Raw genomic sequence first — 16670 nt, 5'->3', positions numbered from 1 at the left:
GGATAAAGTTCCCGGTTTTTATTTTATGGACAGTGTTGATGATTAATATTCTGCCGGGCCACAGCCGCCAATAATGCGTGAAATAGAAATGGCAGGATGCAGAAGATAATCATAGCCACAGCTTTTACTTTTGTTTTCAACGTGCCCGGAGCAGGCGGTAAGCGTGCCGACTGCGGCCAGTAAGGCTACAATTTTTATCATTCTTTTCATGAAGTAATCCCTTAACTATACAAAGTGAGTTGCAGCGTGATGATGCTTAAACGAGGCGCGTCTATTATCATCGGCAGCGAGTGAATTTAAGGAATTATGCGGGTGGCGACAACGATTATTGTTATTTTGACGGGTCTGTATCTGGACATAATATTACTGTGAATATCATGGGTGGGAAGTATCATTTTAATAAAGGTGTTCAGGATGCCGAATACATTTTTTGTTTACAATATTCGGCATCCGGCAGGCTATTTAGTGATTCGAATACCAGTTTAATTTTTCACGCAGTTCCACAACCCGGCCGACGATGATCAGCGCCGGACTGGCAACCTGCTGTGCCAATTCGCTCAACTGCGCCAGGTCACCGCTGACCACGCGCTGGTTCACGGCGGTACCGTTTTCTACCAGCGCGACAGGCATATTGAGCGGCATTCCGTGTTCGGTGAGTTTCGCTTGAATGGTCGCCGCCTGGTTTAGTCCCATATAAAACACCAGCGTTTGCTTCTCCGCCGCCAGATTATGCCAGTCGAGTTCGCTTCCGGATTTGAGATGGCCCGTTACCAGGCGCACGCTTTGAGCGTAATCACGATGGGTCAGCGGAATGCCCGCATAGGCAGAGCAACCGGAGGCTGCCGTAATACCTGGAACCACAGAGAACGGGATCCCGGCGTTACACAGGGTTTCCAGCTCTTCGCCACCGCGACCAAAGATAAACGGATCGCCGCCTTTCAGTCGTACGACGCGTTTACCCTTTTGCGCTTCACGCAGCAGAATTTGATTAATTTCTTCCTGCGGCACGCAGTGATATCCCGCGCGTTTACCGACGAAAACGCGATCGGCATCGCGGCGAACCAGATTCATGATGTCGTCCGATACCAGACGGTCATAGACCACGATGTCAGCCTGCTGAATCTGTTGCAGGCCTTTTAGCGTCAGCAGCCCGGCATCACCCGGTCCGGCACCGACCAGTACCACTTCACCGCGATTATCCAGCGGCTCGCTGAGCAGGCGTTCGGTGGTTTCCGCGACCGCTTTTTCATCCTGATTCGCCAGTGACTGCGCCAGACGGTCATTCACAAACAGTTTTTCCCAGAAACGGCGACGCTCGCCGACGCTGGCAAACTGCTTTTTCACCCGCCCGCGAAGCTGGCCCGCAAACCGGGCAACCTGGCCGAGATGCTGCGGCAACAGAGATTCCAGCTTTTCACGCAGCAGGCGCGCCAGCACCGGTGACGTTCCACCGGAAGAGACGGCGACCATCAGCGGCGAGCGATCGATAATCGATGGCATGATGAAGCTGGCCTGTTTCGGTGCATCGACCACGTTACAGAAAATACGGCGTTGCTCTGCTTCTGTACTGACGCGCGCATTAACCGCATCGTTATCGGTGGCAGCAATCGCCAGCCAACAGGTGTCGAGCAGCGCTGAATCAAATTCACCTTTTACCAGCGTCAGCATGCCGGCTTCGGCCCACACGCGGAACTGGGGTTCGAAGTCGAGCGCGTTAACGGTCAGGCGTGCGCCCGCGTCGAGCAGCAGGCGGGCTTTACGCTCGGCTACGTCGCCGCCGCCGACTAACAGACAGTCACGGCCACGCAGCTGGCAGAAAATGGGTAAGTGATCCATGGGCGTCTCGCTAAGTACAGGGGAAACAAATCCGGCGGCAGAACGCCGCCGGAAGGGTCATCAGGCTTTCAATTGTACCTGACCGTCTTTCACGCGCACCTCAAAATGTGCAATGGAGTGGCTTTCATCTTCCATGCACAGGCCGTCACTGAGACGGAAGCGCTGTTTTTTCAGCGGGCTGGCGACCCACAGCTCACCGTTGTGTTCCGCGATAAGACCGCGAGACAGGACGCTTGAACCGAAAAACGGGTCGATGTTGCTGATAGCGAAAACCTGCTGGTCATGATGCGGACGGAAAATCGCGACCTGCTCCCGGCCTAATAAGGCGCAGACGCCGGTGGCAGGCAGGATGGCGTCGATGTTGCAGATATTTACCCACTGGCTCATACGTTTTCCTCCACCAGAGTTACCGGGATACGCTCGTACGGCGTGGCCGGGCGATGCTGTTCACGTTCAGGGACAATCTGTACGTTTGGATCGCGCTGCTGGCTGTTGACGAAATGCTTGAAGCGGCCCTGTGCTGCCGGGTCGTTGACGGTTTCGGTCCATTCGCAGGCGAACATTGCGCGCAGGCGGCTCATCTCTTCTTCCAGATGATCGTTGAGGCCGAGTTTATCGTCGATGATTACCGCTTTCAGGTAGTCGATGCCACCTTCCAGGTTATCCAGCCACGGCGCGGTACGGGTCAGTTTGTCTGCGGTGCGGATGTAGAACATCATGAAACGGTCGAGGTATTTCACCAGCGTTTCAGCGTCGAGATCGGCTGCCAGCAGATCGGCGTGGCGTGGTTTCATCCCGCCATTACCACAGACGTACAGGTTCCAGCCTTTTTCGGTGGCGATGATGCCGACGTCTTTACCCTGGGCTTCCGCACATTCACGGGTACAGCCGGAAACGCCAAACTTCATTTTATGCGGGGTGCGGATGCCTTTGTAACGGTTTTCCAGCTGAACGCCGAAGCCAACGCTGTCGCCCACGCCATAACGACACCAGGTGCTGCCGACGCAGGTTTTCGCCATACGCAGCGCCTTCGCATAGGCGTGACCGGTTTCAAAGCCTGCATCAATCAGCTGACGCCAGATTTCCGGCAGGTCATCTTTCTGCGCACCGAAAAGGCCGATACGCTGGGAGCCGGTGATTTTGGTGTAGAGATTAAATTCTTGTGCGATACGGCCGACCGCCATCAGCCCGTCCGGGGTGATTTCGCCGCCAGCAGAACGTGGGATCACCGAGTAGGTGCCGTCTTTCTGAATGTTGGCGAGGAAGTTGTCGTTGGTGTCCTGCAACGGCGTGTGCTGCGGCTTGAGGATGTACTCATTCCAGCAGGAAGCCAGCAGGGAGCCGACGGTTGGCTTACACACTTCGCAGCCGTAGCCTTTGCCATATTTTTTCAGCAGTTCGTCGAAGGTTTTAATGCCTTCCACGCGGATCAGGTGGTACAGCTCCTGACGGGAGAACGCGAAGTGTTCGCAGAGGTTGTTGTTCACCTCGATGCCCTGTTTCGCCAGTTCAGCGTTCAGGACCTGTGTCACCAGCGGAATACAGCCGCCGCAGCCGGTTCCGGCCTTGGTTTCTGCCTTCAGAGCGGCAACGGTGTGGCAGCCCTTATTGATGGCGCTGACCAGGTCACCTTTGGTGACGTCGAAGCAGGAACAAATCTGTGCGCTGTCCGGGAGTTTGTCGACGCCAATCGCCGGTTTGCCGTTCGCCGCATGAGCAGGCAGGATCAGCGCGTCCGGGTTTTCCGGCAGTTCGATGGCGTTCAGTACCAGCTGCAGCAGGTTGCCAAAGTCGCTGGTATCACCGACCAGTACCGCGCCGAGCAAGGTTTTGTTGTCAGGGCTGACAATCAGGCGTTTGTAGACTTCTTTGCTTTCGTCGAGATAAACATAGCTACGTGCGCCTGGCGTACGGCCGTGTGCGTCACCGATCCCGCCGACGTCTACGCCGAGCAGTTTCAGCTTGGCGCTGAGGTCCGCGCCTTCAAAGACATTTTCTTTGCCGAGGATGTGATCGACGGCGACCTGAGCCATTTTGTAGCCCGGTGCAACCAGACCATAGACACGGTTGTTCCAGCTGGCGCATTCGCCGATAGCGTAGATATCCGGGTCGGACGTCTGACAGGTGTCATTCACCATGATCCCGCCGCGCTGGCCGGTAGCCAGGCCGCATTGCGTCGCCAGTTTGTCGCGTGGACGAATACCGGTGGAGAAAACGATGAAATCGATTTCGAGCTCGCTACCGTCGGCGAAGCGCATGGTCTTACGCCCTTCAGTGCCTTCCTGGACGATCTCTTTGGTATTTTTGCTGGTGTGGACTTTTACGCCGAGGCTTTCGATTTTGCGCTTCAGCTGGTCGCCGCCCATTGGATCAAGCTGTTCCGCCATCAGCATCGGGGCAAATTCGATAACGTGGGTTTCGACGCCGAGATTTTTCAGTGCGCCAGCGGCTTCCAGACCAAGCAGGCCGCCGCCGACCACTGCGCCACGCTTGCTGCGACGGGCGCAGGCTTCGATGGCGTTGAGGTCTTCGATGGTGCGGTAAACAAAGCAATCCTGCGTTTCAGAGCCTTTGATCGGGGGAATCCACGGGTAAGAACCCGTCGCCATGATCAATTTGTCGTAAAACACCGAACGACCCGCACTTGAGTGAATCACCTTTTCCTGACGGTTTATGGTGATAGCGCGTTCGCCAAGCAGAACTTTAACGCCATGTTTCTCATAATATCCTTCACGTACCAGCGAAAGTTCTTCCGCAGTATGGTGAGAGAAGTAAGATGAAAGATGGACGCGGTCGTAGGCGATACGGGGTTCTTCACAGAAGATGGTAATCTCAAACTGGTCCGCCGGGGCTTTATCGAGAAGATCCTCAATAAAGCGGTGACCGACCATGCCGTTACCGATAATAGCGAGTCTGACTTTGCTCATTTTTGCCTCGATTTCTTTTCTATTACCACCTACCTTAACGATTCAGCATGGTTACTTATTGATGTGAATCAAATACGCCTTTACCTACCCCTTAATGGGTAGTTAATTGATTTGTCAGGATTTTTATAAGTAACGGAAATGACAGAGTTTTCTTGGTTGCTGAAATAATGTACAAAAAATGCGGGTTTTAACCTAAAAATGAATCAGGGCGTTCACCGCGCCGATTCGGGAGAATGAAGATGGGCACGACACCGTTATGGCTGATTGAGAACGTGCGTTTGCCAGAGCGCGAAGGATTGTGGCAACTGAGTATCGAGGATGGACGTTTCCAGGCGATTACTCCTATGGGTGAGTCCCGTCACGACAGTATCGAAGTTCTCAATGCGCGCGGTGGCCTGGCTCTTCCGCCGTTTATCGAACCGCATATTCATCTGGATACCACCCAAACTGCCGGGGAGCCAGGCTGGAACCAGTCCGGCACGCTGTTTGAAGGCATTGAGCGCTGGGCCGAACGTAAGGCGATGCTCACCCATGACGACGTAAAAACCCGGGCGTGGAAGACGTTGAAATGGCAAATCGCCAACGGGATCCAGTTCGTGCGCACTCATGTTGATGTCTCCGACCCGACGTTGACGGCGCTGAAAGCGATGCTGGAAGTGAAGAAAGACGTCGCGCCGTGGGTTGAGCTGCAGATTGTCGCGTTTCCGCAGGAAGGGATTTTGTCCTACCCCGACGGCGTGGCGCTGCTGGAGAAAGCCTTGCAGCTTGGAGCGGATGTGGTCGGCGCCATCCCGCATTTTGAATTTACCCGCGAATACGGCGTAGAGTCGCTGCACATCGCCTTCGCGCTGGCGAAGAAATACGATCGACCACTGGATATTCACTGTGATGAAATCGACGACGAACAGTCCCGCTTTGTCGAAACTGTGGCGGCACTGGCTCTGAAAGAGGGTATCGGCCCACGTGTTACCGCCAGTCACACCACGGCGATGCATTCGTATAACGGGGCATATACCTCGCGGCTGTTTCGTTTGCTGAAGATGTCAGGCATTAACTTTGTGGCTAACCCGCTGGTGAACATTCATCTGCAAGGCCGTTTCGACGACTATCCGAAACGTCGCGGCATCACGCGAGTGAAAGAGCTGCTCGGCGCGGGCATCAACGTCTGCTTTGGCCATGATGATGTGTTTGACCCGTGGTATCCGCTCGGCACCGGCAACATGCTGCAGGTGCTGCATATGGGCCTGCATGTATGTCAGATGATGGGCTATCAGCAGATTAACGACGGGCTGAATTTGATTACCCATAATAGCGCCCGTACTTTCGGTGTGGTGGATTATGGTATCGACGTAGGCAAGGTGGCGAATCTGATTATTCTGCCTGCCGAGAACGGCTTTGAGGCGGTGCGGTGTCAGGTTCCGGTGCGCTGGTCCATTCGTCAGGGCAGAGTCATTGCGACGACGCAGCTGGCGCAAACCTGGGTACAGACCGATATCGGGGGTGAGGAGTTGTCTTTTACGAAAAATAGCCCCTTCGCTGAGCGCAAAGGGGCGTAATAACAGAGCTTAGTGGCTGGCTGCCGCCGTGTTGTGCTGACGGTGGCGGCTGACAAAGCCCAGAACCACACACATCACGAACACCACTGCATACAGGCCATTTGCGGTGTGCAGCGCTGCCAGAGGGCCGCTGTGTGCCACAATCGGGCCGGTGACCACGAAGGTCAGCATGGTGCCGATAGTGCCGCAGGTCAGGACGAAGTTCACCAGCTTCGGTGACGCCACTTTGGTTTGCTGCGAGCCAAGGGTAATAATTGAGGTGTAAATGGCGCTGGAGAAGAAGCCCAGGGTCAGAATGAACCACGGCATGTGCTCCGGCGAACCGTTGATGAACAGATACATCAGCACGGTTGCCATGCCAGCCAGCACCATCAGAATGCGTTGCAGGTCGAAGAAACGCAGGATGAAGCTAAACGCCCACATGCCGAACATGTAAGACATCCAGAAATCACTCACCAGCTGGCCCGCATCACTCAGGCTCATGCCCAGGCTTTTCGCGTATTCCGGCACCCAGGAGATAAAGCCCAACTGGCCGAGGATGTAGCACAGCGCCGCCACGGACAGAAACAGAACGCCAATGCCCCATTTTTCTTTAGCGACCGGCTGCGCGCTTTGCCCGGCTTTTTTACCCAGAACCGGGAAGTCACAGCCGAAAGTCAGGACGAAAATCGCGACGTACACCAGACCGATGCAGGCGTACACCCAATACCATTCAATGCTTCGCGCCAGCAGCCACGCGGCAACCATCGGGAAAATCATCCCCGCCATGCTGAAGAAGGAGTCGGTAAACAGCAGGCGTGCGCCACGCTGACGGCCTTCGTACATGTGAGTGATGAGGAATGTCCCGATAGACATAGTAATACCGCTGACCAGCCCCAGAACGAACATTGAGGCAGAGAACAATGCGAGGCTATGGCTGGTCATCAGACCGGCGACAGCAAGAACCATCAGGATAAAGCCGAAACGCAGCTGCGTTTTCAGCGGTACGATTTCCATCAGCCAGGCGTTCAGGAAGATAGAAATCAGGATCCCGGCGTTCAGGAAAGTGAAGGTGTTGCTCATGCTGGAAACCGGCAGGTGGAAATAATCGGCGATATTTCCCATCACCATTCCGGTGACGATCACCAACGCGCCGGTAAGCGCGTAGGAGAAAAAGCTGATCCATGTGAGCTTGATGCGATTGCTGTTAGTCATGTCTGGCCTGTGAATAGAACTGTAAAACGCATTGACAATGCGCGGGGTGGACAGATTTTATGCGTTACAGTGACCGAGGCAAATATTTATTCTGAAAACGATGAAATAATTAATAATACAATGTGATGTTTGTCACAATTTCACATTGCCTCTTACACTCCTCACCAGGTTACAACTGTGTCTGTTGAGTAAACTTTAGTAAAAGGCTGGTCTGCGAGTCGAGAGCCTTTTAGAATCAAGCGATTCGCAGGCTCTCTCGTTCCCGCTTAAGGAATTCACATGCTCAAATCTACTCTGGCTGCCGTCGCGGCTGTATTTGCAATTTCGGCAATCTCACCTGCAGCCATGGCGGCAAAAGCAGATCCGCACGTATTGCTGACCACCTCCGCCGGTAATATTGAGCTGGAGCTGAACAGCCAGAAAGCCCCGATTTCCGTTGAGAACTTCGTGAGCTACGTGAACAGCGGTTTCTATAACAACACGACGTTCCACCGTGTTATCCCGGGCTTTATGATCCAGGGCGGCGGTTTCACCGAGCAGATGCAGCAGAAACAGCCTAATCCACCTATCAAAAACGAAGGCGACAACGGCCTGCGTAACACCCGCGGCACCGTTTCCATGGCGCGTACTGCCGACAAAGACAGCGCAACCAGCCAGTTCTTCATCAACGTCGCAGACAATGCGTTCCTCGACCACGGCCAGCGTGATTTTGGATATGCAGTGTTTGGTAAAGTTGTGAAAGGCATGGACGTAGCCGACAAAATTTCCCAGGTGGCTTCCCATGACGTCGGTCCTTACCAGAATGTGCCGACAAAACCGGTCGTTATCCTCTCTGCGAAAGTCCTGCCGTAATCCTTCCAGACGCGGGCCGCTCAGCCCGCGTTATGCTGGCCTTCCTGCATAACCCGAAATTGCTGCTTATACTTGTGGCAAAAGGGGAACCGTCAGGGAGGTCCAGATGAAAAAGCTCACCGATAAGCAAAAAATCCGACTGTGGGAACAGCGGCGTGGTCGCTCGTTTGAGGCCAGCTGTCGGCTGGACGTGCCTGAACCCCACGCGCAAGACGCGCTCTTTGCACAGCGAGTCGCCACGCTTGAGCTTGGCCCGCTACATCGCGGTCTGCCATGGTTATGCGCCATTCACCAGCAGCTTTTCCAGGATGCCTGGGATTGGGCAGGAGAACTGCGTGAGGTTGATATTTCCAAGGGCGATACCCGTTTCTGCCATTTGGAGTACATCGAAAACGAAGGCAACGACCTGATGCAGGCGCTGGAAGACGAGCATTACCTCGTCGCACTTCCCAAAGAAGAGTTCATTAAGCGCCTGGCGCACTATTACTGTGAAATTAATGTGTTGCATCCGTTCTTCGTCGGCAGTGGCCGGGCGCAGCGCGTGTTCTTCGAGCAGTTGGCGATCCACGCGGGCTATGTGCTGGACTGGAGTGTCGTCGACCCGCAAACCTGGAGTCAGGCGAACCAGAGCGGGACGCTGGGGGATTTACAGCCGCTGATGACGCTGTTCACTAAAGTGGTGAGCGAAGCGCAGGAAACTGAGTAGAATAGCGCGGTTTGCTGTCACCGGAGCCGCTATGATCCTGCTTATTGATAACTACGATTCGTTCACCTGGAACCTTTACCAGTACTTTTGCGAGCTGGGTGCCGAGGTGCGGGTCAGGCGTAACGATGACATCACGCTGGATGAAATCGCCCGGTTGTCTCCGGCTAAAATCGTGATTTCCCCTGGCCCCTGCACGCCGGACGAGTCCGGGATTTCACTTGAGGTGATTCGCCGTTACGCGGGTAAAACCCCCATTCTCGGCGTTTGCCTCGGTCATCAGGCCATCGCGCAGGTCTTCGGCGCCACCATCGTGCGGGCGGCAAAAGTCATGCATGGCAAAACCTCCCCGGTGACGCACACTGGCACTGGCGTATTCGCCGGACTGAATAATCCTCTCACCGTTACGCGCTATCACTCTCTGGTCATTGACCCACCTACGCTGCCTGCAGAATTTGAAATTACCGCGCTGAGCGAAACCGGTGAAATTATGGGGATTCGCCATCGCGAATGGGACCTGGAAGGGGTGCAGTTTCACCCGGAAAGTATCCTTAGCGAGCAGGGGCATCAACTTCTAAAAAACTTCCTCAAGCGATAATTCATCTTGCCATGAAGTGATTTATTATGCATATTTTGTGATTATTATTTCATAATCATTACTGCGTAAGAGGATTGTCATGGCGACTGAACAGGCTGCAATTACCCGTGCCACATTTGATGAAGTGATCCTGCCCATTTATGCCCCGGCGGATTTTATTCCGGTGAAAGGCAAGGGCAGTCGCGTGTGGGATCAGCAAGGTAAAGAGTACGTTGATTTTGCGGGCGGTATTGCGGTGACGGCGCTGGGGCATTGCCACCCGGCACTGGTTGAGGCGCTGAAAAGCCAGGGCGAAACCCTGTGGCACACCAGCAATGTGTTTACCAACGAACCGGCGTTGAAGCTGGGGCGTAAGTTGGTGGCCTCGACGTTTGCCGAGCGTGTGGTGTTCATGAACTCCGGTACCGAAGCCAACGAAACCGCGTTCAAACTGGCGCGTCATTACGCTTCCACGCGCCACAGCCCGTATAAAAGCAAAATCATTGCTTTCAATAATGCGTTCCACGGCCGCTCATTCTTCACGGTTTCCGTGGGCGGACAGGCAAAATACTCCGACGGCTTTGGGCCAAAGCCAGCGGATATCATCCACGTTCCGTTTAACGATCTGCATGCGGTGAAAGCCGTGATGGACTCCCACACCTGTGCGGTAGTGGTTGAGCCCATCCAGGGTGAAGGCGGCGTGCTGGCGGCGACCCCGGAATTCCTCAAAGGGCTACGTGAACTGTGTGATGAACACCAGGCGCTGCTGGTCTTTGACGAAGTGCAGAGTGGCATGGGGCGTACCGGTTCGCTGTTCGCCTACCAGTATTATGGCGTGACGCCGGATATCCTGACCAGTGCCAAAGCGCTGGGTGGCGGTTTCCCGGTAAGCGTGGTGCTGACCACGGAAGAGATTGCCAGCGCGTTCCATGTCGGTTCTCACGGCTCTACTTACGGCGGGAATCCGCTGGCATGTGCGGTAGCCGGAGCGGCGTTTGATATCATCAATACACCGGAAGTACTGGGCGGCGTGAACGCCAAACGCGAACGTTTTGTGAAGCATTTGCAGAAAATTGATGCGGAATTTGACGTGTTCAGCGATGTTCGCGGCATGGGGCTGCTGATTGGTGCCGAGCTGAAACCACAGTACAAAGGTCGCGCTCGTGATTTCCTGCACGCTGCTGCTCATGAGGGCGTGATGGTGTTGAATGCCGGGCCTGACGTAATGCGCTTTGCGCCGTCGCTGGTGGTGGAAGACGCGGATATCGATGAAGGGATGGTGCGCTTTGCGGCGGCCGTGAAGAAGATAGTCGGCTGACGGCTTATGCCCGACGTTTAAGCCAGCTGCCGTGATGTGGGCGCTGGCGCCAGGCCACTGACGAGATGGTGTGCATCGAATTCAGATGGCCCAGAATGCGTTGTAAATGCTGTTCCACGGTGCTCAACGGCCCGTGGGAGAGCGCCTCCGGTGATTCCATGATATTTGCATCACCGCTTCCCCCCGGTTCGTCATATTCCAGTCGCTGTTGGCAGCGTTGCAGAGCAATCTCACAGGACTGCAAATAACGTTCGGCCAAATCTTCAGTCAGCATGTTGTGCTCGCGCGCCAGCGTTGTCATCGCGTTGATGTGCTCGACGATAAACTGGCTGTGCGTGACCCAAAGCTTCATGTCTGCCAGATAATGCGAGTTAAAGCCGGGCTCCTGCATCGCCTGATTCAGCGAGTTGAACAGCGCGTTGTGCGCCTGATTCACCCGCATCCGCTGATAGGCCAGCGTTGGAGCCTGAGGATCGTTGCTGAGAATCAGTCGGATAGCCTCCTGATCCGCTTCCAGCGCCTGCTGGGCGTTTTTGCGTAACAGCCCGCTTTGCCACTGTGGCCACAGCCAGACCATCCCGCCGAAGGCAATCAGACAGCCAATCACCGTGTCGACAAAACGGGCCAGAATGAAATGTTCACCGTTCAGGGTCAGCAGCTGGATGGTGTATACCGCGGTAACCGTAAAACCTACCGTTGCCCAGCCGTAACTCTTGCGAATGATCAGGTAACTTGCCAGGGTGATGACTAACATTGACGCCAGCGTGTAGCCTTCCGGCACGTGAAAGTGCAGCGTGCCTGCGGCTATCACCAACCCCGCCAGCGTGCCCGCTGCCCGGTGGAAAATCCTGACCCGCGTTGCACCGTAGCCGTTTTGTGTCACCAGCAAGACGGTCATCAGGATCCAGTACGGTTTCGGCAGATGCAGCGCCGCGCCCATCAGGCTGGCAATGCTGAGCATGACGCTGATCCGCGCTGCACTGCGCAACGCCGGTGATTTTAGCGACAGATAGCTTTTCAGCGCGGCAAACAGCGGTAGGCGACGTTCGTTATCGGCCATCAGGTTGCGCGGATAGAGCGGTCGTTGAAGCCGCAGCAGGCGGGCGATTCGGCTGAAGTGCCAGGCACAGAACTGCCCGACCGGGTTATCCGGATGCTGACGTGCGATTTTTTCCAGCGCGCCAATCTGTTTGTCCATGTTGAAACGCTGCGGAAATCGGTGGTAGAGAATGTCATCCGCCATCTCACGCAGGCGGGCCGCAATGGTCTGTGCATTCCAGCGGATCACCGCTTCGGCGTGGCTGCGTTCAACCAGTTTTTGGACTTCGGCAGGTTGGTGCAGGCTGACGGAAATATGCTCCTGCAAATCGAGGCCAATCTGGAAGGCGCGTAGCAGGCGCTTATATTCGTGATTCTGATTGGCGGCCAGCATGTGCATTTGCTGATAGCACTGGGTAATCAGGTCGACTGCTTTCTGCTGGCGGCTGAGCAACGGCGGCAGCGCTTTTTCGGGATCGGTGTGCTGAGTCAGCAGGCTGTATTTGGCTTCACAGTAATCGGCCAGCTGCCGATACAGCAGGCTCAGGGATTCACGTAGTGGCTGTTCGCGCCACATCCAGAACCAGAACCAGTTGAACAAGCCATACCATAGCGTGCCGAGGGCGTAGATGAGCAGCGGTTCCCAGACCGGCATATTCCCCGCAAGGCTGAGCGTAAAGATGGCCGCAATGAGTGAGGCGGGCAGTAAACGGGCGTGAAGCGAACTGATTTCTGCGGTGACACCGAGGATCAGCGCCAGTCCGGTCAGGATCAGCGGTAAAGGCACGGTGTGCGCCAGCAGCAGCTGAACCGCGAGGCTGCAGCCTGCAAACAGCGAGCCGCCAATAATCAAACGTTTGAAGAAACGTTTATGCGGTGTGTCCAGTCCGGCAATGTTGCAGCAGGCGGGGACTAACGAGAACAGCAGACCGTACTTGAGGTAACCCAGCACCAGACCGATAGCCACGGGGGTACATAACACCAGCGTTTGCCGCAGTGCATAGTTAATTTCCGGGTGATAAATCAGTCTGCGCCACATCGGGGAAGAGACAAAAACGGCGTACTGCAGGGCAATACGCCGTTCAGCTAGCTTAGCGGGTACCGTAAACCACGATAGTTTTACCGTGGGCGGAGATCAGATTCTGATCTTCGAGCATTTTTAGAATACGGCCAACGGTTTCACGGGAGCAGCCGACGATCTGACCGATTTCCTGACGGGTAATTTTAATTTGCATACCGTCTGGATGGGTCATCGCATCAGGTTGTTTCGCCAGATTCAGCAGCGTCTGTGCGATACGGCCGGTTACGTCGAGGAACGCCAGATTGCCCACTTTTTCAGAGGTGACCTGCAGGCGGTTTGCCATCTGAGCAGAGAGGCGCATCAGGATATCCGGGTTGACCTGGATAAGCTGACGGAATTTTTTATAAGAAATTTCTGCCACTTCACAAGCAGTTTTCGCCCGAACCCAGGCACTACGCTCCTGACCTTCTTCGAACAGGCCAAGCTCACCGATGAAATCGCCCTGGTTGAGGTAAGAGAGGATCATCTCTTTACCTTCTTCATCCTTGATAAGTACTGCAACAGAGCCTTTCACGATGTAGTACAGCGTTTCTGCTTTTTCACCCTGGTGAATCAGCGTGCTCTTCGATGGGTACTTATGAATGTGGCAATGAGACAAGAACCATTCAAGGGTAGGGTCTGTTTGCGGTTTGCCAAGCACCATGCGCGGTTATCCTCTGTTATAAGCTGTCTCCAATGGCAGACACGACACTGCCACTGGCTTTGCAATCGTATCCTTCCCTGTGCCTGGGAAGTCGGCTGTCGGATTTTACTGCAGCCTGTAATGTGATGTTCTCTGCATACACGCATTACTTCAATGTATTACTGTAGCAGCCCGACTGTTTTAGCATAGCTTTTGTCGCCTGTCTCCTGGTGTCTCGCTTCAGCATGATGCGCGTCGCCTTCCGTTGCGAGAATTGTTATGTGCGCGTAATCTGTCAGGAAAATTGCTACTCTGGAGTTAACAAATATGCAAGCGCGTGTGAAATGGGTTGAGGAGTTAACCTTCCTGGGCGAGTCAGCTTCTGGCCACCAGATTATGATGGATGGTAACTCTGGCGATAAAGCCCCAAGCCCGATGGAAATGGTGCTGATGGCCGCGGGAGGTTGCAGCGCGATTGACGTGGTGTCCATTTTGCAGAAAGGCCGTCATGACGTGACCGACTGTGAAGTGAAGCTGACTTCCGAGCGTCGTGAAGAAGCGCCGCGTTTGTTCACCCACATCAATCTGCACTTCATTGTGACGGGTAATGACCTGAAAGAAGCCGCGGTGTCGCGTGCGGTGGATTTGTCTGCGGAGAAATACTGTTCTGTAGCGTTGATGCTGGAAAAAGCGGCGAAGATTACACACTCGTTCGAAGTAGTCGAAGGGTAAGACCACTGCCCGGTGGCGCTGCGCTGACCGGGCCTGCGGTAGGCCGGATAAGCAACGCGCCATCCGGCAAAAACGTTAACCGATCTTTTTGCCTTCCATCAACCGCTCGACCAGCGGTGACATAATTAATTCCATTGCCAGCCCCATTTTCCCACCCGGTACCACCAACGTGTTCATGTGAGAAATGAAAGAACCCTGCAACATCGCCAGCAGCCAGGGGAAATCTATATCGCCCAGATTCTGAAAATGGATAACCACAAAGCTCTCATCCAGTGACGGAATGCCCTTTGCCGCAAAGGGGTTGGAGGTGTCGACGGTTGGCACACGCTGGAAGTTGATATGCGTCCGGGAGAATTGAGGCGTAATGTAGTTGATGTAATCTTCCATCGATCGCACCACTGAATCCATCACCGCTTCGCGTGAGTGACCGCGCTCGCTGGTATCGCGGGTCAGCTTCTGGATCCACTCAAGGTTAACAATCGGCACCACGCCCACCAGTAAATCGACGTGTTTCGCGACATCATTTTGTGGGGTCACCACGCCGCCGTGCAGACCTTCATAAAACAACACGTCGGTCGGTTCCGGCAACGGCTGCCACGGCGTGAAGGTGCCCGGCACCTGATTCCACGGAACGGCTTCATCGTAGGTGTGCAAATACTTGCGCGACTGTCCGGTTCCGTTCTGACCGTAGGTCATAAACGTATTTTCCAGCAGACCAAAGTCGTTGGCATCAGGCCCAAAATAGCTGATGTGACGGCCCATATCGCGCGCTTTGCGGATAGCCATATCCATTTCGGGACGCGTGTAACGGTGGAAGCTGTCGCCTTCTACTTCGGCGGCAGTGAGATTGAGTTGAGCAAAGATTTTACGGAAGGCGAGACTGGTGGTGGTGGTTCCCGCCCCGCTGGAGCCGGTTACGGCGATCACCGGATGTTTGGCAGACATAGCTAACAACTCCCTGCATAAGCAATGGTTTTTATTATAGTCAGCCGTGGAATTGGGTACGGGGCATGATGTTGACCGTCTCGTGCAGTTCAGACCACACCAGAACGACATCCCCGCTTTTCAATTGTTGTTTTACGTCGGCGACCTTGTCTTCAAGCGAACGTTCATGTTCACCATAATCGGTGCCTTCGCGCAATACAAAGCTTTCAATCAGGCTATCGAGCGTTTCGGGAGCCAGATCTTGCCAGGGAATAATCATAACGGGGTTCCTAACCAGCGAGTGAGCCAGGCGGGAATACGTTTCTCCAGCCACATTTCAGGATGGCGCAGCGTACCACCGACAAATCCGACGTGGCCGCCATACTCCGTCAGTTGGTACTGAATATTGGCCGGAAGCTCTTCCTGAGACGGAATCGAGTGATGATCCATAAACGGGTCATCTTTCGCATGAATAATAAGCGTCGGTTTGGTTATCTGGCTCAGGACCGGCATCGCACTACACTGGCGGTAATAATCGATCGCATCGGCAAATCCGTGGATTTTCGACGTGATTAAATCGTCGAATTCACGAATACGGCGCACGCTTTTCAGGCGCTTCAAATCTACCGGCAACGTTCCAGGATAAGCCTTAAGTTTGCGAGATGCATTGGCTTTCAGCAGATTCAGCAGATAGCGCTGATACACGCGGGAGAAGCCTTTATCCATATGATAGCTACAGGCTTCCAGCATGAATGGCGCGGAGACGATAACCGCGGCATCAAGTGGCGTATTGTCGCCCTCTTTGGCCAGCAGGCAGCCCAGCATGTTGCCACCCAGCGAATAGCCCACTGCGGCCGTTGGGATGTCGCCAAATTCACGGCGCAGCCAGGAGAGGAACCAGGTGCCGTCTTCGGTTTCACCCGAATGGTAGATGCGCTGAGCGCGGTTCGGTTCACCGCTGCAGCCGCGAAAATGCATCACTACCCCGAGCCAGCCGCGCTGCTGTGCCGCGTGAATCAGACCGTGAGCGTAAGGGCTGTACAGGCTGCCTTCCAGGCCGTGAAACACCACAAGACGAGGCTTATGCTGTGCCTGATTCGGATCTTCACTCCATGCCAGATCGACAAAATCCCCGTCCGGAAGCTCAAGACGCTGCCAGTGTGGGGTGAACAACACTTTACGACGGATGAGACGCGGCAGCATGGTCTGCAAATGGCAGTTGCGCACGCCTTTCATCGGCACAAAGGTGTCGTTCTCTTCTGGAGGTACTTCAAAGTCTACGGGGGTTACCTGAGCCATACCTTTACGCT

At 54.7% G+C, this 16670-nt stretch carries 16 protein-coding genes; 6 read left to right on the top strand and 10 right to left on the bottom strand.

All coding sequences use genetic code 11. The features are described from left to right. Window positions 1-42 precede the first annotated feature (42 nt). The 4 genes from MUU47_RS13285 to nirB all read right to left on the bottom strand — a co-directional run bounded on the left by MUU47_RS13285 (window position 43) and on the right by nirB (window position 4763). Entirely contained in the window at window positions 43-210 is a 168-nt protein-coding gene (locus tag MUU47_RS13285) for a DUF4223 family protein (RefSeq protein WP_258988639.1), read from the bottom strand. Between the two features lie 252 nt (window positions 211-462). Further along, window positions 463-1836 carry a siroheme synthase CysG gene (gene cysG, locus MUU47_RS13280; RefSeq protein ID WP_258988638.1) on the bottom strand — a complete coding sequence of 458 codons (1374 nt, stop codon included), beginning with the start codon at window positions 1834-1836 and terminating at the stop codon, window positions 463-465. Between the two features lie 60 nt (window positions 1837-1896). After that, window positions 1897-2223 (bottom strand): nitrite reductase small subunit NirD, encoded by a 327-nt coding sequence (gene nirD, locus MUU47_RS13275; protein WP_258988637.1) that lies wholly within the window; start codon window positions 2221-2223, stop codon window positions 1897-1899. Continuing rightward, window positions 2220-4763 (bottom strand): nitrite reductase large subunit NirB, encoded by a 2544-nt coding sequence (gene nirB / locus MUU47_RS13270; RefSeq protein WP_258988636.1) that lies wholly within the window; start codon window positions 4761-4763, stop codon window positions 2220-2222. The genes nirD and nirB overlap by 4 nt, the downstream gene beginning before the upstream one ends. Before the next feature lie 239 nt (window positions 4764-5002). Here nirB and MUU47_RS13265 point away from each other — a divergent pair, with 239 nt between their 5' ends. After that, window positions 5003-6319, top strand: coding sequence for a cytosine deaminase (locus MUU47_RS13265; protein WP_258988635.1), 1317 nt, complete (start codon window positions 5003-5005; stop codon window positions 6317-6319). A 9-nt stretch (window positions 6320-6328) separates the two neighbouring features. Here MUU47_RS13265 and tsgA read toward each other — a convergent pair whose 3' ends face one another. After that, a complete protein-coding gene (gene tsgA, locus MUU47_RS13260; protein ID WP_258988634.1) occupies window positions 6329-7513 on the bottom strand; it encodes an MFS transporter TsgA in 1185 nt (394 codons plus the stop codon). Between the two features lie 279 nt (window positions 7514-7792). On the opposite strand from tsgA, the gene ppiA reads away from it, so the two are divergent. The 4 genes from ppiA to argD all read left to right on the top strand — a co-directional run bounded on the left by ppiA (window position 7793) and on the right by argD (window position 10963). After that, window positions 7793-8365: a peptidylprolyl isomerase A gene (gene ppiA / locus MUU47_RS13255; RefSeq protein ID WP_258988633.1), complete on the top strand. Its 573-nt coding sequence runs from the start codon at window positions 7793-7795 to the stop codon at window positions 8363-8365. 106 nt (window positions 8366-8471) lie between these two features. After that, on the top strand, window positions 8472-9071 hold the full coding sequence (locus MUU47_RS13250) for a putative adenosine monophosphate-protein transferase Fic (protein ID WP_258988632.1): 600 nt from the start codon (window positions 8472-8474) through the stop codon (window positions 9069-9071). A gap of 31 nt (window positions 9072-9102) precedes the next feature. Beyond that, window positions 9103-9666, top strand: a complete 564-nt coding sequence (gene pabA / locus MUU47_RS13245; RefSeq protein WP_258988631.1) for an aminodeoxychorismate synthase component 2 — start codon at window positions 9103-9105, stop codon at window positions 9664-9666. 79 nt (window positions 9667-9745) lie between these two features. Next, a complete protein-coding gene (gene argD, locus MUU47_RS13240; protein WP_258988630.1) occupies window positions 9746-10963 on the top strand; it encodes a bifunctional acetylornithine/succinyldiaminopimelate transaminase in 1218 nt (405 codons plus the stop codon). Window positions 10964-10967: 4 nt separating this feature from the next. Here argD and MUU47_RS13235 read toward each other — a convergent pair whose 3' ends face one another. After that, window positions 10968-13040, bottom strand: a complete 2073-nt coding sequence (locus MUU47_RS13235) for a YccS/YhfK family putative transporter (RefSeq protein ID WP_258988629.1) — start codon at window positions 13038-13040, stop codon at window positions 10968-10970. 52 nt (window positions 13041-13092) lie between these two features. Further along, window positions 13093-13725, bottom strand: a complete 633-nt coding sequence (gene crp / locus MUU47_RS13230; RefSeq protein ID WP_005969523.1) for a cAMP-activated global transcriptional regulator CRP — start codon at window positions 13723-13725, stop codon at window positions 13093-13095. Between the two features lie 306 nt (window positions 13726-14031). Here crp and MUU47_RS13225 point away from each other — a divergent pair, with 306 nt between their 5' ends. Further along, window positions 14032-14436 (top strand): OsmC family protein, encoded by a 405-nt coding sequence (locus MUU47_RS13225; RefSeq protein ID WP_258988626.1) that lies wholly within the window; start codon window positions 14032-14034, stop codon window positions 14434-14436. Between the two features lie 75 nt (window positions 14437-14511). Here MUU47_RS13225 and MUU47_RS13220 read toward each other — a convergent pair whose 3' ends face one another. From MUU47_RS13220 to MUU47_RS13210, 3 genes are read right to left on the bottom strand one after another with little or no spacing between them, the layout of a single operon-like run. Further along, window positions 14512-15381, bottom strand: a complete 870-nt coding sequence (locus MUU47_RS13220; protein ID WP_159757684.1) for a phosphoribulokinase — start codon at window positions 15379-15381, stop codon at window positions 14512-14514. Window positions 15382-15421: 40 nt separating this feature from the next. Further along, window positions 15422-15640: a YheU family protein gene (locus tag MUU47_RS13215; protein WP_110511763.1), complete on the bottom strand. Its 219-nt coding sequence runs from the start codon at window positions 15638-15640 to the stop codon at window positions 15422-15424. Next, window positions 15637-16659, bottom strand: coding sequence for a hydrolase (locus MUU47_RS13210; RefSeq protein WP_258988625.1), 1023 nt, complete (start codon window positions 16657-16659; stop codon window positions 15637-15639). Before MUU47_RS13210 ends, MUU47_RS13215 begins: the two co-directional genes overlap by 4 nt. Window positions 16660-16670: the final 11 nt, after the last annotated feature.

The sequence above is a fragment of the Scandinavium hiltneri genome, from assembly GCF_024764835.1.
GTDB lineage: Bacteria > Pseudomonadota > Gammaproteobacteria > Enterobacterales > Enterobacteriaceae > Scandinavium > Scandinavium hiltneri.
Note: the sequence above shows the minus strand (reverse complement) of the source record. Positions and strands in the feature narration are given on the sequence as shown.